This window comes from Streptomyces sp. NPDC043746, assembly GCF_056436485.1.
Map to the genome: position 1 here is coordinate 126,375 of NZ_JBWKCM010000010.1, position 13,917 is coordinate 140,291.

Here is a 13,917-nt window from a genome sequence, read left to right on the forward strand (position 1 = left end):
GTCTCGGCGGGAGCCCTTCCCCGCCGGTCTCAACGGGAGCCGAGCACGAACATCGCCACCAGCATCGCCAGCGCGAGCACGAAGCCCGCGCGGCGCATCATGTCCTGGGCGTCGCGCAGATCCTTCGGCGGCTTGTTCTCGGGGTCGGACCACAGCATGGTTCCGATCCTGCTGCGTGGGGCGCCGACACGCCTGAGTACGGGTACTCAAGAGCACCGGCGCCCACCGTCCGGTTCAGGCCGGCCAGTACGTCCGGGCCCAGGCCCGGGGGCCCGGCCGGAGGCGGCCGGTGCGGGCGATGCGGCCCGGGTCGGACCACTGCTCGGGCGGGTTCGGCGCACCGGACGACACGGCGGCGCCCGCCGCGGCGCGGGCCTGGACCACCGCGAGGGCGGCGGCCAGTTCCTCGGGGGTCGGGTTGCCCCGTACGACCCTGATCATGGGCAGACCTCTCTGTGGGAGGGCGGGCGGCTACAGCGGGATGTTGCCGTGCTTCTTCGGGGGCAGGGACTCCCGCTTCGTACGGAGCTGACGCAGCCCCTTCACGATGTGGGCCCGGGTCTCCGACGGCATGACCACGGCGTCGACGTAGCCGCGCTCGGCCGCCACGTACGGGTTGAGCAGCGTGTCCTCGTAGTCCGCCATCAGCTCGGCGCGCTTCGCGTCCGGGTCCTCGGCGGCCGCGATGGTGCGGCGGTGCAGGATGTTCACCGCGCCCTGGGCGCCCATGACGGCGACCTGCGCGGTCGGCCAGGCGAGGTTGAGGTCGGCGCCCAGGTGCTTGGAGCCCATCACGTCGTACGCCCCGCCGAACGCCTTGCGGGTGATCACGGTGATCAGCGGGACCGTGGCCTCCGCGTAGGCGTAGATCAGCTTGGCGCCGCGCCGGATGATGCCGCCGTACTCCTGGTCCACGCCCGGCAGGAAGCCCGGCACGTCCACGAAGGTGATGACGGGGACGTTGAACGCGTCGCAGGTGCGGACGAAGCGGGCCGCCTTCTCGCTGGCGTTGATGTCCAGGCAACCGGCGAACTGCATCGGCTGGTTGGCGACGATCCCGACGGGGTGGCCCTCGACGCGCCCGAAGCCGGTGATGATGTTCGGCGCGAACAGCGCCTGGGTCTCCAGGAACTCGGCGTCGTCCAGCACGTGCTCGATCGCGGTGTGCATGTCGTACGGCTGGTTCGCGGAGTCCGGGATGAGCGTGTCCAGCTCCCGGTCCTCGTCGGTGATCGTGAGGTCCGCCTCCTCCGGGAAGGCCGGCGCCTCGGAGAGGTTGTTCGAAGGGAGGTAGGAGAGCAGGGACTTGACGTACTCGATGGCGTCCTTCTCGTCGCCCGCCATGTGGTGCGCCACCCCGGAGGTGGTGTTGTGCGTGCGGGCTCCGCCCAGCTCCTCGAAGCCGACGTCCTCACCGGTGACCGTCTTGATGACGTCGGGGCCGGTGATGAACATGTGCGAGGTCTGGTCGACCATCACCGTGAAGTCGGTGATCGCGGGGGAGTAGACCGCACCGCCCGCGCACGGGCCGACGATCAGCGAGATCTGCGGGATCACCCCGGAGGCGTGCACATTGCGGCGGAAGATCTCCGCGAAGAGGCCGAGCGCGACGACACCCTCCTGGATGCGCGCGCCGCCGCCGTCGTTGATGCCGATGATGGGGCAGCCGGTCTTCAGCGCGAAGTCCATGACCTTGACGATCTTCTCGCCGTAGACCTCGCCCAGCGACCCGCCGAAGATGGTGAAGTCCTGCGAGTACACGCAGACCGGGCGGCCGTCGACCGTGCCGTACCCGGTGACGACACCGTCGCCGTACGGGCGGTTCTTCTCGATGCCGAAGTTGGTGGAGCGGTGCCGGGCGAACTCGTCGAGCTCCACGAAGGAGCCCTCGTCGAGCAGCAGCTCGACCCGCTCACGGGCGGTCAGCTTGCCTTTGCCGTGCTGCTTCTCGACCGCGCGGGCCGAACCCGCGTGCGTCGCTTCGTCAATGCGGCGCCTCAGGTCCGCGAGCTTGCCCGCGGTGGTGTGGATGTCGCTCTGCGGCTCGGACATCGGGGGGCGGCTCCCTGCCTGATCACGGGGACGGCGATCGGTGGCGGTCACGGGGGGACGGACCGGTCGCCTGTCCGGCTCTGTGGCTACTGGCTCGTAACCTGTGGTCGCGCAACTCTGATACGTAACTCTCCGGCTACTGACTCGTAGGGTATCGGCGCCTCTCCGGAAAGGCAGTGCGTCCTTTGCCACACCTAGGGTGGCTTGCATGACACCACCGGATGCGCCACACAACCGCTGGTCGGACCTGGACCGGCCGCCCCTGAACGTGACCGCCCTGCGCCGCGGGCTGCTGCGGCCGGACGGCCTCTGGAGCGAGCTGGAGGTCGTGGAGACCACCGGCTCGACCAACTCCGACCTCGCGGAGCGCGCCCGCTCCGGCGGTCTGCCCGAGGGCGCGGTCCTGGTCGCCGAGGAGCAGACCGCCGGGCGCGGCCGACTGGAGCGGAGCTGGACCGCGCCGCCCCGCTCCGGGCTGTTCTTCTCGGTCTACCTGGAGCCCGGCGACGCCGTGCCCGTGGAGCGGTGGGGGTGGGTGCCGCTGCTCGCCGGGGTGGCCGCCGCCACCGGCCTCGCCAAGGCGGCGGGCGTCGACACGGCACTCAAGTGGCCCAACGACCTTCTGGTGAACGTGGAGAGCGTCGAGCGCAAGGCGGGCGGCATCCTCGGGGAGTTCGCCGGGAACGGCATCGTCGTCGGCCTCGGCGTCAACGTCTCGCTCCGCGCGGACGAACTGCCCGCCCCCACCGCCGGTTCGCTGGCCCTCGCCGGGGCCGTCTCCACCGACCGGGAGACGCTGCTGCGGGCCGTGCTGCGGTCGCTGGAGCACTGGTACGGGGAGTGGAGGGCGGCCGACGGCGACGCGGCGGCCAGCGGGCTCCAGGCGGCGTACGCGGCCGGGTGCGCGACGCTGGACCGGGCCGTGCGGGCCGAGCTGCCGGGCGGGGACTTCCTGGTCGGGGATGCCGTCGCCATCGACGGCGACGGGCGGCTGGTGCTCTCCACCGGGGACGGACTCCAGCAGCCGGTCTCGGCGGGCGACATCGTGCATCTGCGGGGCACGGAGGGCGGCCTGACATGAGGGCCCTTGTCCGGTCATCGGCGCGTGCGGTCCGGAGAAGGGGCGCATAGCGCCTATCCGGCAGATGTCACGCGCGACGCACCCGTATCGGGCAACCTGGGACGTGAGCTAGGGCACATCTGCCGTATTGTTGAGGCGATCCGGCGACAGATCGTTGTCGAGGCGATCGGCGACAGATCGACGACAGATCGGCAGGCAGTGCGCAGGGAACGGGCAGGAGGCGGCTGGTGACCGTCGGCGACACCACGTCCGGCGCGGGTGAGGAGCCCCCGCCGGACTCCTCGGTCCATGCCACCCCGCATCACGAGGTCGACCACACGGCCGAACCGACCGACGACCCTCTCGCGATCCGCCTCGAAGCCCTGATCCTCGGGGCGGACCGCCGCTACACCCCCTTCCAGGCCGCCCGCACCGCCGGGGTCTCCATGGACCTGGCCTCCCGCTTCTGGCGGGCCATGGGCTTCGCGGACATCGGCCAGGCCAAGGCGCTCACCGAGGCCGACGTGCTGGCGCTGCGCCGACTGGCCGGTCTGGTGGAGGCCGGGCTGCTGAGTGAGCCGATGGCGATCCAGGTCGCCCGTTCGACCGGGCAGACCACCGCCCGGCTGGCCGAGTGGCAGATCGACTCGTTCCTGGAGGGGCTCACCGAGCCGCCCGAGCCGGGAATGACCCGTACGGAAGTCACGTATCCGCTGGTCGAGCTGTTGCTGCCGGAGCTCCAGGAGTTCCTCGTCTACGTGTGGCGGCGCCAGCTGGCCGCCGCGACCGGGCGGGTCGTGCAGGCGGCGGACGACGACGAGATGGTCGACCGGCGCCTGGCCGTCGGCTTCGCGGACCTCGTCGGTTTCACCCGGCTGACCCGGCGGCTGGAGGAGGAGGAGCTGGGCGAGCTGGTCGAGTCCTTCGAGACCACCGCCGCCGACCTGGTCGCCGCGCACGGCGGCCGGCTGATCAAGACCCTCGGTGACGAGGTCCTCTTCGCCGCCGACGACGCGGGCACCGCCGCCGAGATAGCGCTCCGGCTGATCGAGGCGATGTCCCAGGACGAGACGATGCCCGCCCTGCGCGTCGGCATCGCCTTCGGCACGGTCACCACGCGGATGGGCGATGTCTTCGGCACCACGGTGAACCTGGCCAGCCGGCTCACCTCCATAGCTCCGAAGGACGCCGTCCTGGTCGACGGGGCGTTCGCCAAGGAGCTGGTCCGCCACGGGGAGGCCCCCGAGTCGGAGGCCCAGGCCGCCGAGGAGGCCGCGGCCGCCGCCGAGCGGGCCCGGCTGGCCGAGAAGGAAGGCCGCGAGGTGGTGGAGGAGCCGCCGCTGCCCACGTACCGCTTCGGTCTCCAGCCGATGTGGCAGCGGCCGGTCCGCGGGCTCGGGGTCGTGGAGCCGTGGCTGCTGGCCCGACGGGGGAAGACGGGGTCCTGAGTCCGTCAGCCCTGCTCCACCTTCTCCGTCTCGGCACCCGGATTCCTCGCGCCCCCGCACCCGGCCTTCTGCGATCCCGCACCCGGATTCCTCGCGTCTCCGCGCCGGGTCCTCTCCGTCCCGGGACCCGGATTCCTTGCGCCCCCGCACGGGATCTCCCACGTCTCCGTACCCGGCAGTCCCTGTCGGTTTCCCGTGGGCCCTGTCTAGGATCCGTGTCGGTAACGCTCGTTAACCGGCGCCGACCGGACTTCCCGGTGCGCGCGGGTGACGTCCACCGGCAGTCGACCGACAGGGGTGCAGTCATGACCGTCACGTCCGAGCAGCGGTTCGGGGAGTTCGTCGTCGTACGGCGTCACGAGGGCCGGGAGCATGTGGCCGAGCTGGTGCTCGACCGGCCGAAGGCCATGAACGCCGTCTCCACCGACATGGCTCGCTCCCTCGCCGCCGCCTGCGAGGCGCTCGGCGCGGACCGGGACGCGCGGGTCACCGTGCTCACCTCCAGCCATGAGCGGGCCTTCTGCGTGGGCGCCGACCTCAAGGAGCGGAACTCCTTCACCGACGCCGAGCTGGTGCGTCAGCGGCCCACCGCCCGGGCCGCCTACACCGGCGTCCTGGAGCTGCCGATGCCCACGATCGCCGCCGTGCACGGCTTCGCTCTCGGCGGCGGCTTCGAACTCGCCCTCGCCTGCGATGTGATCGTGGCCGACGCCACCGCGGTGGTCGGGCTGCCCGAGGTGTCCGTGGGCGTCATCCCGGGCGGCGGCGGTACACAGTTGCTGCCGCGTCGGGTGGGGGCGGCCCGCGCCGCCGAGCTGGTGTTCACCGCGCGGCGGGTGGAGGCGGCCGAGGCGCGGGAGCTGGGGCTGGTGGACGAGCTGGTGGCGGCGGGGCGGGACCGGGAGGAGGCCCTCGCCCTGGGGGCCCGGATGGCCGCCAATTCGCCGGTCGGGCTGCGGGCGGCCAAGAAGGCGCTGCGGCTGGGGCACGGGCTGGACCTGCGGGCGGGCCTGGAGGTGGAGGACGCGGCCTGGCGGTCGGTGGCCTTCTCCGGCGACCGGGCGGAAGGTGTGGCCGCCTTCAACGAGAAGCGGAGCCCGCGGTGGCCGGGTGAGTGACCGCTTCCGCACGCCCCGGGCGGCCCGCCGCGTGACGCCGGAGATTAGTTGCGCATCAAATTGATCAAAAAGGAACAAAACTACCTAAACTAGGTGAATGGTTGAAAAGGATGCCCGGCTGCGGGCCGTGGTTTCGCTGGCGCAGGCGATGGCCGCGGCCTACACGCCGCGCGAGTCGTGGCGGGCGGCCGCACGGGGGGCCTGCGAGGCGCTGGGCGGCAGCTTCGCCGCCCTCTCCGTGTGGGAGCGGGACCGGGGCAGGCTGCGGGTCCTGGTCAACGCGGGGCAGCGGGCCGAGGGGGAGGAGGAGTTCCCCGAGGAGGAGGCCTACCCGGTCCACGAGTTCCCGGAGATCACCGAGTTCCTGCACGAGCGGTGGGCCGGGGGCGGGGAGCCCGACGCCTGGGTGGAGACCGCCGACGGCCTGCCCGGCGCGGGCGGCCCGGCGCGCGGCGCGCGGCCGTACTGCCACCAGCGGGTGGCGGCGCTGCGCCGGCGCGGCCGGGGCTGCTGCGTGGTCGCCCCGATCGTGCTGCACGGGCGGGCCTGGGGTGAGCTGTATGTGGCGCGGCAGGCCGGGAAGCCGGTCTTCGACCGGGACGACGCCGACTTCGCGACCGTGCTCGCCGCCGTCGTGGCCTCCGGGATCGCCCAGACCGAACGCCTGGAGGAGGTCCGCAAGCTGGCCTTCACCGACCCGCTGACCGGCCTCGCCAACCGCCGGGCCGTCGATATCCGGCTCGACGAGGCGATCGAGGCGCACCGCACGGCGGGGGTTGTGGTCAGCCTCGTCGTCTGCGATCTCAACGGCCTCAAGGCGGTGAACGACACCCATGGGCACGCGGTCGGTGACCGCCTGCTGGAACGTTTCGGCTCAGTGCTCTCCCGCTGCGGCGCGATGCTGCCGGACGCGCTGGCGGCCCGGCTCGGCGGGGACGAGTTCTGCCTGGTGGCGGACGGGCCCCCGGCGGACGAGGTGGTGGGCGTGGCCACCGAGCTGTGCGACCGGGCGGCGGTGATCGAGCTGGGCAACGGGGTGGCCTGCGGGGTCGCGTCGACCGGCGACCCGATCGGGCCGGTGCGCTCGGCCCGCCGACTGTTCCGGCTGGCGGACGCCGCGCAGTACCGCGCCAAGGCCGCCCGCTCGCTGCGGCCGGTGGTGGCGGGGCGGGACGGCGAGGTCGTCCGGCTCGCGGACTCCCCGCCGAAGTCGGCCCACGACCGCCGCAGGCTGCGCGGCAACCGCCCCTGAATTCTGTCGTTCCGTACCGCATGCAGCTCCCGGCATGCGGTACGGGACGACACCTGACGAGCTGGCAGAATCCTGTGCTTTCCATACGTGCGCACCGGCACACGTCAGTGCGCGGACATCACAGGGGGGAACCTTGTTCTCAGGAGTACGCCGACGCCTCTTCGCCGCCGGTCTGGCCCTGCTGACAGCGGCCGGAGCCCTGGGGGCGGCGGGAGGCCAGCAGTCCGCCGTCGCCTCTCCGGCCGACGGGTCCGCCATGGCCGCCGCGGTCCCCGTGCCGCCCATGGGCCCGCTCTTCAACGACCCCACGTCGGCCGACCCGGCCCAGCAGAACTCCATCAAGGACCGGGTGCGTGCGCTCATCGCCGCCGCCGACGCGGGTTCCACCGTCCAGATGGCGATGTACCACTTCTGGGACACCGCCATCGCCGACGACCTCGCCGCGGCGCACACGGCCCGGGGCGTCAACGTGCGCGTCGTGCTGAACAGCACGTCGCTCGACCACCCCGCCGCGTACAACGTCCTCAAGTCCGCTCTGGGCACCGACATCAGCCGCGCCTCGTACGTCACGCTGTGCCGCAGCGGCACGTCCTGCCTCGGCTCCACCGGTACGGGCATCAACCACAACAAGTTCCTGCTCTTCAGCAGCCTCGGAGGCGGGGCCGCCCGGCAGGTGGTTTTCCAGACCACGTCCAACCTCACGCCGTCGAACTACTCCCGCTACTGGAACAGCGCGGTAGGCGTGGCGGGCAACGCCGAGCTGTACACCGCGTACACGGCCTACTTCGCCAAGCTGGCCAAGCAGAACCGCGGCGACTGGAGCTACACCCACGCGAACGCGGGCGCCTACAAGGTGTACTTCTTCCCCCGGGCGGGCAGCACCGCCGACACCGACACGGTCGTCAACACGCTGGACAACGTCGGGTGCACCTGGAGCGACGCGAACGGCACCCACCGCACCGCCGTCCGGGTCGCGATGCTGAAGATCACCCGCCAGGCCGTCGCGGACAAGCTGCGCTCCCTGGCCGCGGCCGGCTGCACCGTCGACATCGTCTACAGCGAGACGGACACCGGCACATGGAACGCCCTCCACGGCCAGACCCGGCTCACCACCCGCTGCTACCAGCACGACCATGACGCGAACCCCGATACGCCGAACCGGATCGTCCACTCCAAGAACCTGATGATCGACGGTATGTACGCCGGCGTCCGCCAGAAGCTGGTCTTCACCGGCAGTCACAACTGGAGCGGCCCGGCCCTGCGCGACAACGACGAGGCGATGCTCCGCATCACCACTCCGTCCGTGTACGACGCCTTCGCGGGCAACTTCGCCGAGGTGCGCGCCGCTGCCCGGCCCGGCACGGCGGACAACGTGGCCGCCTGTCGCTGAGGCGGCGGAAGGCGCCCCGACCCGCCCCGCCCGCCGCACCCGCCGGGACCGAACGGCGTCCCGGCGGCGGGCGGGGAGGTAAGGGGCCCTCTGTGCGACGACTAGTGACATAGCGGGTTTCAATCCGTACGCTGCTGAATATGGATATGCACACTGTCGTGGTGGGGACGTCCGGAACCACCGCCGATGACGTCGTCGCCGTGGCCCGCCACGGCGCCCGGGTCGAGCTCTCCACCGCCGCCGTGGACGCACTCGCCGCCTCCCGCCTCATCGTGGACGCGCTCGCCGCCAAGCCCGAGCCCGTCTACGGCGTCTCCACCGGCTTCGGTGCACTCGCCAGCCGCCACATCAGCACCGAACTGCGCGCCCAGCTCCAGCGCAACATCGTCCGCTCGCATGCGGCGGGCATGGGCCCCCGCGTCGAGCGCGAGGTCGTCCGCGCGCTGATGTTCCTCCGGCTCAAGACGGTCGCCTCCGGTCACACCGGCGTACGCCCCGAGGTCGCCCAGACCATGGCGGACGTGCTCAACGCGGGCATCACGCCCGTCGTCCACGAGTACGGCTCGCTCGGCTGCTCCGGCGACCTCGCGCCCCTCTCGCACTGCGCGCTCACCCTCATGGGCGAGGGCGAGGCGGAGGGCCCCGACGGCACGGTCCGCCCGGCCGGTGAACTGCTCGCCGCGCACGGCATCGCGCCGGTGGAGCTGGCCGAGAAGGAGGGCCTGGCCCTCCTCAACGGCACCGACGGCATGCTCGGCATGCTGGTCATGGCCCTCGCCGACCTGAAGAACCTCTACACCTCCGCCGACATCACCGCCGCCCTCTCCCTGGAGGCGCTGCTCGGCACGGAGAAGGTCCTCGCCCCCGAACTGCACGCCATCCGCCCGCACCCCGGTCAGGGCGCCAGCGCGGACAACATGCTGCGGGTGCTGGCCGGTTCGGGCTTGACGGGCCATCACCAGGACGACGCGCCCCGGGTCCAGGACGCCTACTCGGTGCGCTGCGCCCCCCAGGTCAACGGCGCCGGACGCGACACCCTCGACTACGCGGCCGTGGTGGCGGGCCGCGAGCTGGCCTCCTCGGTCGACAACCCGGTGGTCCTGCCCGACGGCCGGGTCGAGTCCAACGGCAACTTCCACGGGGCGCCCGTCGCGTACGTCCTGGACTTCCTCGCGATCGTCGCCGCCGACCTCGGCTCGATCTGCGAACGCCGCACCGACCGGCTGCTCGACAAGAACCGCTCGCACGGGCTGCCGCCGTTCCTCGCGGACGACGCCGGGGTCGACTCCGGCCTGATGATCGCCCAGTACACCCAGGCCGCCCTGGTCAGCGAGATGAAGCGGCTCGCGGTCCCCGCCTCCGCCGACTCCATCCCGTCCTCCGCGATGCAGGAGGACCACGTCTCCATGGGATGGTCGGCCGCGCGCAAGCTCCGTACCGCCGTGGACAACCTGACCCGGATCGTCGCCGTCGAGCTGTACGCGGCCACCCGCGCCGTCGAACTGCGCGCCGCCGAGGGACTCGTCCCCGCCCCCGCCTCGCAGGCCGCCGTGGCAGCGCTGCGGGCCGCCGGTGCCGAGGGGCCGGGCCCGGACCGCTTCCTGGCGCCGGACCTGGCCGCCGCGGACGCGTTCGTGCGGGAAGGGCGCCTGGTGGCCGCGGTGGAGCCGGTCACGGGGCCGCTGGCCTGAGTCGCGCCGCGTCACGTGACGCCGGTTCCGGTCCGGTCCGATTCCGGAACGCGAGAGGGCTGCCGCATCGGGGGGTGCGGCAGCCCTCTTCTCCGTAACGGTACGTGTACGCGTTCACGGGTTCAGGTACGCGTACGGGTTCAGATCACCGGACGCGTACCGCCGCGGCGCACGGAGTAGGCGACGAACCCCGCCCCGATGCCGAGCAGCGCCGTGCCGCCGATCAGATACGGGGTGGTGTCGACGCCCGGGCCGGTCTCCGCGAGCTGGGGGCCTGCGGCAGCGGTGTCCTCGCCGGCGGCCGGAGCGGCGCCCCGAGCGGCCGGCCGGGCGGCGGGCTCGACGGTCGCGTTGGCGGACGGGACGAACCAGAGCGCGGTCAGCAGCGTTCCCGAGGCGGTGGCGGTCAGGAGTGTGCGGCGAGTGACGGACACAGTTTCGATCCCCTTGTGACAACCATGAGTTAGCCCCGTGGGCCGATGCTAAGCAGAGCGGCGGGTCGGAGGAAAGTCGCCGCCTGGCCGACCCCTACGCTCCGCACCATGACCACAGAAGAGACATCCGGATTTGTTCGCGTTCGCGTGGAGATGGTGCTGGAGATCACCGATCTCGACGCCCTCACCGGCACGGCTCTGGAATCCATCGCCGCCGAATACGGGGAACCCGTGGCGGGTATCACCGAGAGCGACAGTGCCGAGGAGCGGATGCATGCCGAGGCCGCGGTCCGGGCAGACGGAGCAGAGGCACTCGCTTCGCTGATCGACCCGTTCGACCTGGTCGGCGAGGTGCCCGGGGTCGAGCTCGCCCAGGCCTCGTGGAGCAGCGAGAGCGTCGAGTACGACCCCGACGCGGAGGACTGGGACGACGACGAGGACGGTCCCTTCCCCACCGGCACCGGGGACGACGAGGAGGGGTATGGCGACACGGTCGCGCACAATGGGAGGAATGACGGCGAGGACGGTGACCTCGCACAGCGGGCCTGACGTGTGAAGACGTCGGCCCCGGCCCCGCTGGACCGCGGACCGGGGCCGCGCTGTGCGGCGGCGCGTGTCCGGGCCCGGTGGCGGGAACCACCGTCGGCACGGCCGCGTCGATGAGTGGTGTTCCCCACATCCCTGGTGGATGCGGAACGGAGCGTCCGTTCCAGGTGTTCTTCACACACTGACGGGGAATCGCCGCCTGGCGGCCCCGTCCGGGGATCTTGGGGAATCGGCAACGATGGAGAAGCGTGTGATGACGGACAGCAAGCGGCGCAGGGGCCTCGCGGCCGTGTCCGCACTGCTCGGCGGCGTGCTGGTGCTTTCGGCCTGTACCGACGACGGCGGAGACAAGAAGACGGGCGCCGGCAGCTCGGAGTCGTCGCAGGCGCAGGAGGTGGACAAGGCCGCGGCCGAGGAGGCCTCCGAAGCCCAGATAGCCATCGAGCCGAAGAACGGCGCCACCAACGCCAGCATCAACAACGCGGCACGGATCTCCGTCACCAAGGGCAAGCTGACCGAGGTCGCCATGACCACGGCGGAGGGCAAGCCGGTCGAGGGCACCCTGGCGGCCGACGGCTCCAGCTGGAAGCCCGCCGGACCGCTGCAGCGCTCCACCACGTACAAGATCAAGGCGACGGCCGAGGACGCGAAGGGCCGCCAGGCCTACGAGAACAGCTCCTTCACCACCGTCTCGCCCGACAACAGCTTCATCGGGAACTTCACCCCCGAGGACGGCTCCACGGTCGGCGTCGGGATGCCCGTCTCGATCAACTTCAACAAGCCGATCACGGACCGCAAGGCCGTCCAGGCCGGTATCACCGTGACCTCCAGCAGCGGCCAGGAGGTCGTCGGGCACTGGTTCAACAACCAGCGCCTGGACCTGCGCCCGGAGAGCTACTGGCAGGGCGGTTCCACCGTCACCCTGAAGCTGGCACTGGACGGCGTCGAGGGCGCCGACGGCGTGTACGGCGTGCAGCAGAAGACGGTTACGTTCAAGGTCGGCCGCAACCAGGTCTCGACCGTCGACGCCAAGTCCAAGATGATGACGGTCACCCGCGACGGCAAGACGGTCAAGACCATCCCGATCTCCGCCGGCTCGCCCGAGACCCCCACGTACAACGGTCAGATGGTGATCTCCGAGAAGTACAAGGAGACCCGGATGAACGGCGCCACCGTCGGCTTCACCGATGACACCGGCAAGGGCGAGTACGACATCAAGGACGTGCCGCACGCGATGCGCCTGTCCACCTCGGGCACCTTCATCCACGGCAACTACTGGGGCAAGGGCATCTTCGGCACCGCCAACACCAGCCACGGCTGCGTGGGTCTCGCCGACGTGAAGGGCGCGAACGACCCCAACGCCCCGGGCGCGTGGTTCTACAACAACTCGCTCATCGGCGACGTGGTCATCGTGAAGAACTCCCCGGACAGGACCATCAAGCCGGACAACGGTCTCAACGGCTGGAACATGGACTGGGCCCAGTGGAAGGCCGGCTCCGCCGTCTGATCCCCTGACTCCCCTCTCCCCGCGTCGAAGGCGGCGGCACCTCGGAACGTCCCGGGGGCCGCCGCCTTCGGCGTAGCCGCTGCCGTCGGCCATGACCTCCGAGGTAATCGACGCCCGCCGCCCCGCCCGGCAGCATCGAAGACGTAACCCGGAGACGTGGCGGGGCCACCGTCCGACGCCCCCCCGACGCCGACATCGAGAGGACCGCACCATGACCGCGTACGCCCTTGCCCACCTGCGCCCCGCCGACGGCCCCGTCCACGACGAGGTGCTGAGCTACATCGAGCGCATCCAGGCCACCATGGAGCCCTACGGAGGCCGCTTCCTGGTCCACGGGGCCGAGGTGGAGGTGGTGGAGGGGAAGTGGCCGGGGGCGCTGGTGCTGGTGGCCTTTCCCGGTGTCGAGGAGATCCGTGCCTGGTACGCCTCCCCGGCCTATCAGGAGATCCTGCCCCTGCGCACCCGGCACTTCGACGGCGACATGGTGATCGTGCCGGGCGTCGGCCCGGAGTACGACGCGTCGGCCACGGCGGCGGCGATGCGGGCGGCGCGGGACCGGGCGGCGGGGTAGCAGCGGCGGGGGAGGCGCGGAGGGCGGCAGGCGCCCCTGCCGCGGCCCGGTGGCGGATCGAGGAGACGCCCTCAGCTTTCGGCCCGCTGCCCCCGGCCCTCGGCCGGCGGTGCGGTCCGACCCAACGGCGCCGGCCTGCGGCACCATGACGCGCCCAGGGATGACGCCCCTGCTGATGATGGTGGGCGGTTCGGTCCCTGCGACCGGGACGGCCCTCCGGTGGAGCCACGGCGCCGCGCCACCGCCTCCCGGTAGGACCGCAGGTCGCCGCGGTGCACCTGGCGCACGCCCGCCAGGTCCGGGTGCGCGGCGGCGGCCCGGGGACAGCCGCCCAGGCGCTTATGGGGCGGGGGCTCGGCGGTCGCCCGGCGGAGGTGGCGCCAGGGCTGGAGAGGCAGCCAGAACAGCCCGTACAGCCAGCGCACCACCAGGCGGCGGAACTCCGGCCGCCCCGCGTCGGGCAGCCGGATCACCCGTACACCCATGATCAGCTTTCCGGCGCTCGCCCGTACGGCCATCGTGAGCAGCACCTGGTTGGCGAAGGACAGCACGGTCAGCTGGGCGAGGAGCACCGCGGCAGTCCGCCCCACCCCCGCGTCCGCCGCGTTCAGGCACGAGTGCAGCAGCAGACCGACGACCAGCAGGCACAGGTAGCAGTCGAGCCCGACCGCCAGATAGCGGCGTGTCTCCCCCGTGCCTCTCGGGATACGGGGCTGCCGCCCGGGGGCGCCGTAGGGGTCGGGACGTAGGGGCGCGGGAGGCGCGGCGATGCGGCCGATTCCGTACAACAACCTTGACTGATAAGGAGGTTGCGCTCTCCGACGCCCCCGCGGCTTCGTCATGGGGAG

General features: G+C 71.8%; 13 protein-coding genes and 1 pseudogene. 9 read left to right on the plus strand and 5 right to left on the minus strand.

The features are described from left to right. Nucleotides 1–29 precede the first annotated feature (29 nt). The 3 genes from mmpB to AC0682_RS13925 all read right to left on the minus strand — a co-directional run bounded on the left by mmpB (nt 30) and on the right by AC0682_RS13925 (nt 2,052). Nucleotides 30–158 carry a morphogenic membrane protein MmpB gene (mmpB, locus tag AC0682_RS13915; protein ID WP_302885869.1) on the minus strand — a complete coding sequence of 43 codons (129 nt, stop codon included), beginning with the start codon at nt 156–158 and terminating at the stop codon, nt 30–32. Between the two features lie 76 nt (nt 159–234). Next, on the minus strand, nt 235–441 hold the full coding sequence (locus AC0682_RS13920) for an acyl-CoA carboxylase epsilon subunit (protein WP_254811828.1): 207 nt from the start codon (nt 439–441) through the stop codon (nt 235–237). Between the two features lie 30 nt (nt 442–471). Then, nucleotides 472–2,052 (minus strand): acyl-CoA carboxylase subunit beta, encoded by a 1,581-nt coding sequence (locus AC0682_RS13925; RefSeq protein WP_478532950.1) that lies wholly within the window; start codon nt 2,050–2,052, stop codon nt 472–474. 208 nt (nt 2,053–2,260) lie between these two features. Here AC0682_RS13925 and AC0682_RS13930 point away from each other — a divergent pair, with 208 nt between their 5' ends. The 6 genes from AC0682_RS13930 to hutH all read left to right on the plus strand — a co-directional run bounded on the left by AC0682_RS13930 (nt 2,261) and on the right by hutH (nt 10,011). Next, nucleotides 2,261–3,133, plus strand: coding sequence for a biotin--[acetyl-CoA-carboxylase] ligase (locus AC0682_RS13930; RefSeq protein ID WP_478532951.1), 873 nt, complete (start codon nt 2,261–2,263; stop codon nt 3,131–3,133). A gap of 227 nt (nt 3,134–3,360) precedes the next feature. Next, complete coding sequence (locus tag AC0682_RS13935) at nt 3,361–4,560, plus strand: adenylate/guanylate cyclase domain-containing protein (RefSeq protein ID WP_254811825.1); 1,200 nt, start codon at nt 3,361–3,363, stop codon at nt 4,558–4,560. A gap of 305 nt (nt 4,561–4,865) precedes the next feature. Continuing rightward, nucleotides 4,866–5,678, plus strand: a complete 813-nt coding sequence (locus AC0682_RS13940; RefSeq protein ID WP_478532952.1) for an enoyl-CoA hydratase/isomerase family protein — start codon at nt 4,866–4,868, stop codon at nt 5,676–5,678. Nucleotides 5,679–5,775: 97 nt separating this feature from the next. Beyond that, nucleotides 5,776–6,930 (plus strand): GGDEF domain-containing protein, encoded by a 1,155-nt coding sequence (locus tag AC0682_RS13945; protein ID WP_478532954.1) that lies wholly within the window; start codon nt 5,776–5,778, stop codon nt 6,928–6,930. 133 nt (nt 6,931–7,063) lie between these two features. Continuing rightward, nucleotides 7,064–8,320, plus strand: coding sequence for a phospholipase D-like domain-containing protein (locus tag AC0682_RS13950; protein ID WP_478532956.1), 1,257 nt, complete (start codon nt 7,064–7,066; stop codon nt 8,318–8,320). Between the two features lie 140 nt (nt 8,321–8,460). Continuing rightward, nucleotides 8,461–10,011 (plus strand): histidine ammonia-lyase, encoded by a 1,551-nt coding sequence (gene hutH / locus AC0682_RS13955; RefSeq protein WP_478532958.1) that lies wholly within the window; start codon nt 8,461–8,463, stop codon nt 10,009–10,011. A 140-nt stretch (nt 10,012–10,151) separates the two neighbouring features. Here the strand turns inward: hutH and AC0682_RS13960 are convergent, their stop codons facing one another. After that, on the minus strand, nt 10,152–10,445 hold the full coding sequence (locus AC0682_RS13960) for a hypothetical protein (RefSeq protein ID WP_478532959.1): 294 nt from the start codon (nt 10,443–10,445) through the stop codon (nt 10,152–10,154). A gap of 153 nt (nt 10,446–10,598) precedes the next feature. Here AC0682_RS13960 and AC0682_RS13965 point away from each other — a divergent pair, with 153 nt between their 5' ends. From AC0682_RS13965 to AC0682_RS13975, 3 genes are all read left to right on the plus strand, one after another. Further along, nucleotides 10,599–10,994: a hypothetical protein gene (locus tag AC0682_RS13965; protein ID WP_478533038.1), complete on the plus strand. Its 396-nt coding sequence runs from the start codon at nt 10,599–10,601 to the stop codon at nt 10,992–10,994. Between the two features lie 235 nt (nt 10,995–11,229). Continuing rightward, entirely contained in the window at nt 11,230–12,498 is a 1,269-nt protein-coding gene (locus tag AC0682_RS13970; protein ID WP_478532961.1) for a L,D-transpeptidase, read from the plus strand. A 211-nt stretch (nt 12,499–12,709) separates the two neighbouring features. After that, nucleotides 12,710–13,069 (plus strand): DUF1330 domain-containing protein, encoded by a 360-nt coding sequence (locus AC0682_RS13975; RefSeq protein WP_478532963.1) that lies wholly within the window; start codon nt 12,710–12,712, stop codon nt 13,067–13,069. 224 nt (nt 13,070–13,293) lie between these two features. Here AC0682_RS13975 and AC0682_RS13980 read toward each other — a convergent pair. After that, nucleotides 13,294–13,857 (minus strand): annotated as a pseudogene (locus AC0682_RS13980) (RDD family protein); the annotation flags it as partial. Between the last annotated feature and the right edge of the window lie 60 nt (nt 13,858–13,917).

What these genes read in the sequence shown, in the direction of transcription:
- AC0682_RS13945 (WP_478532954.1), top strand. Translation starts at nt 5,776, where the DNA reads ATGGTTGAAAAGGATGCCCGGCTGCGGGCCGTGGTTTCGCTGGCGCAG.
- hutH (WP_478532958.1), top strand. Translation starts at nt 8,461, where the DNA reads ATGGATATGCACACTGTCGTGGTGGGGACGTCCGGAACCACCGCCGAT.
- AC0682_RS13970 (WP_478532961.1), top strand. Translation starts at nt 11,230, where the DNA reads ATGGAGAAGCGTGTGATGACGGACAGCAAGCGGCGCAGGGGCCTCGCG.
- AC0682_RS13930 (WP_478532951.1), top strand. Translation starts at nt 2,261, where the DNA reads ATGACACCACCGGATGCGCCACACAACCGCTGGTCGGACCTGGACCGG.
- AC0682_RS13940 (WP_478532952.1), top strand. Translation starts at nt 4,866, where the DNA reads ATGACCGTCACGTCCGAGCAGCGGTTCGGGGAGTTCGTCGTCGTACGG.
- AC0682_RS13975 (WP_478532963.1), top strand. Translation starts at nt 12,710, where the DNA reads ATGACCGCGTACGCCCTTGCCCACCTGCGCCCCGCCGACGGCCCCGTC.
- mmpB (WP_302885869.1), bottom strand. Translation starts at nt 158, where the DNA reads ATGCTGTGGTCCGACCCCGAGAACAAGCCGCCGAAGGATCTGCGCGAC.
- AC0682_RS13920 (WP_254811828.1), bottom strand. Translation starts at nt 441, where the DNA reads ATGATCAGGGTCGTACGGGGCAACCCGACCCCCGAGGAACTGGCCGCC.
- AC0682_RS13925 (WP_478532950.1), bottom strand. Translation starts at nt 2,052, where the DNA reads ATGTCCGAGCCGCAGAGCGACATCCACACCACCGCGGGCAAGCTCGCG.
- AC0682_RS13965 (WP_478533038.1), top strand. Translation starts at nt 10,599, where the DNA reads ATGGTGCTGGAGATCACCGATCTCGACGCCCTCACCGGCACGGCTCTG.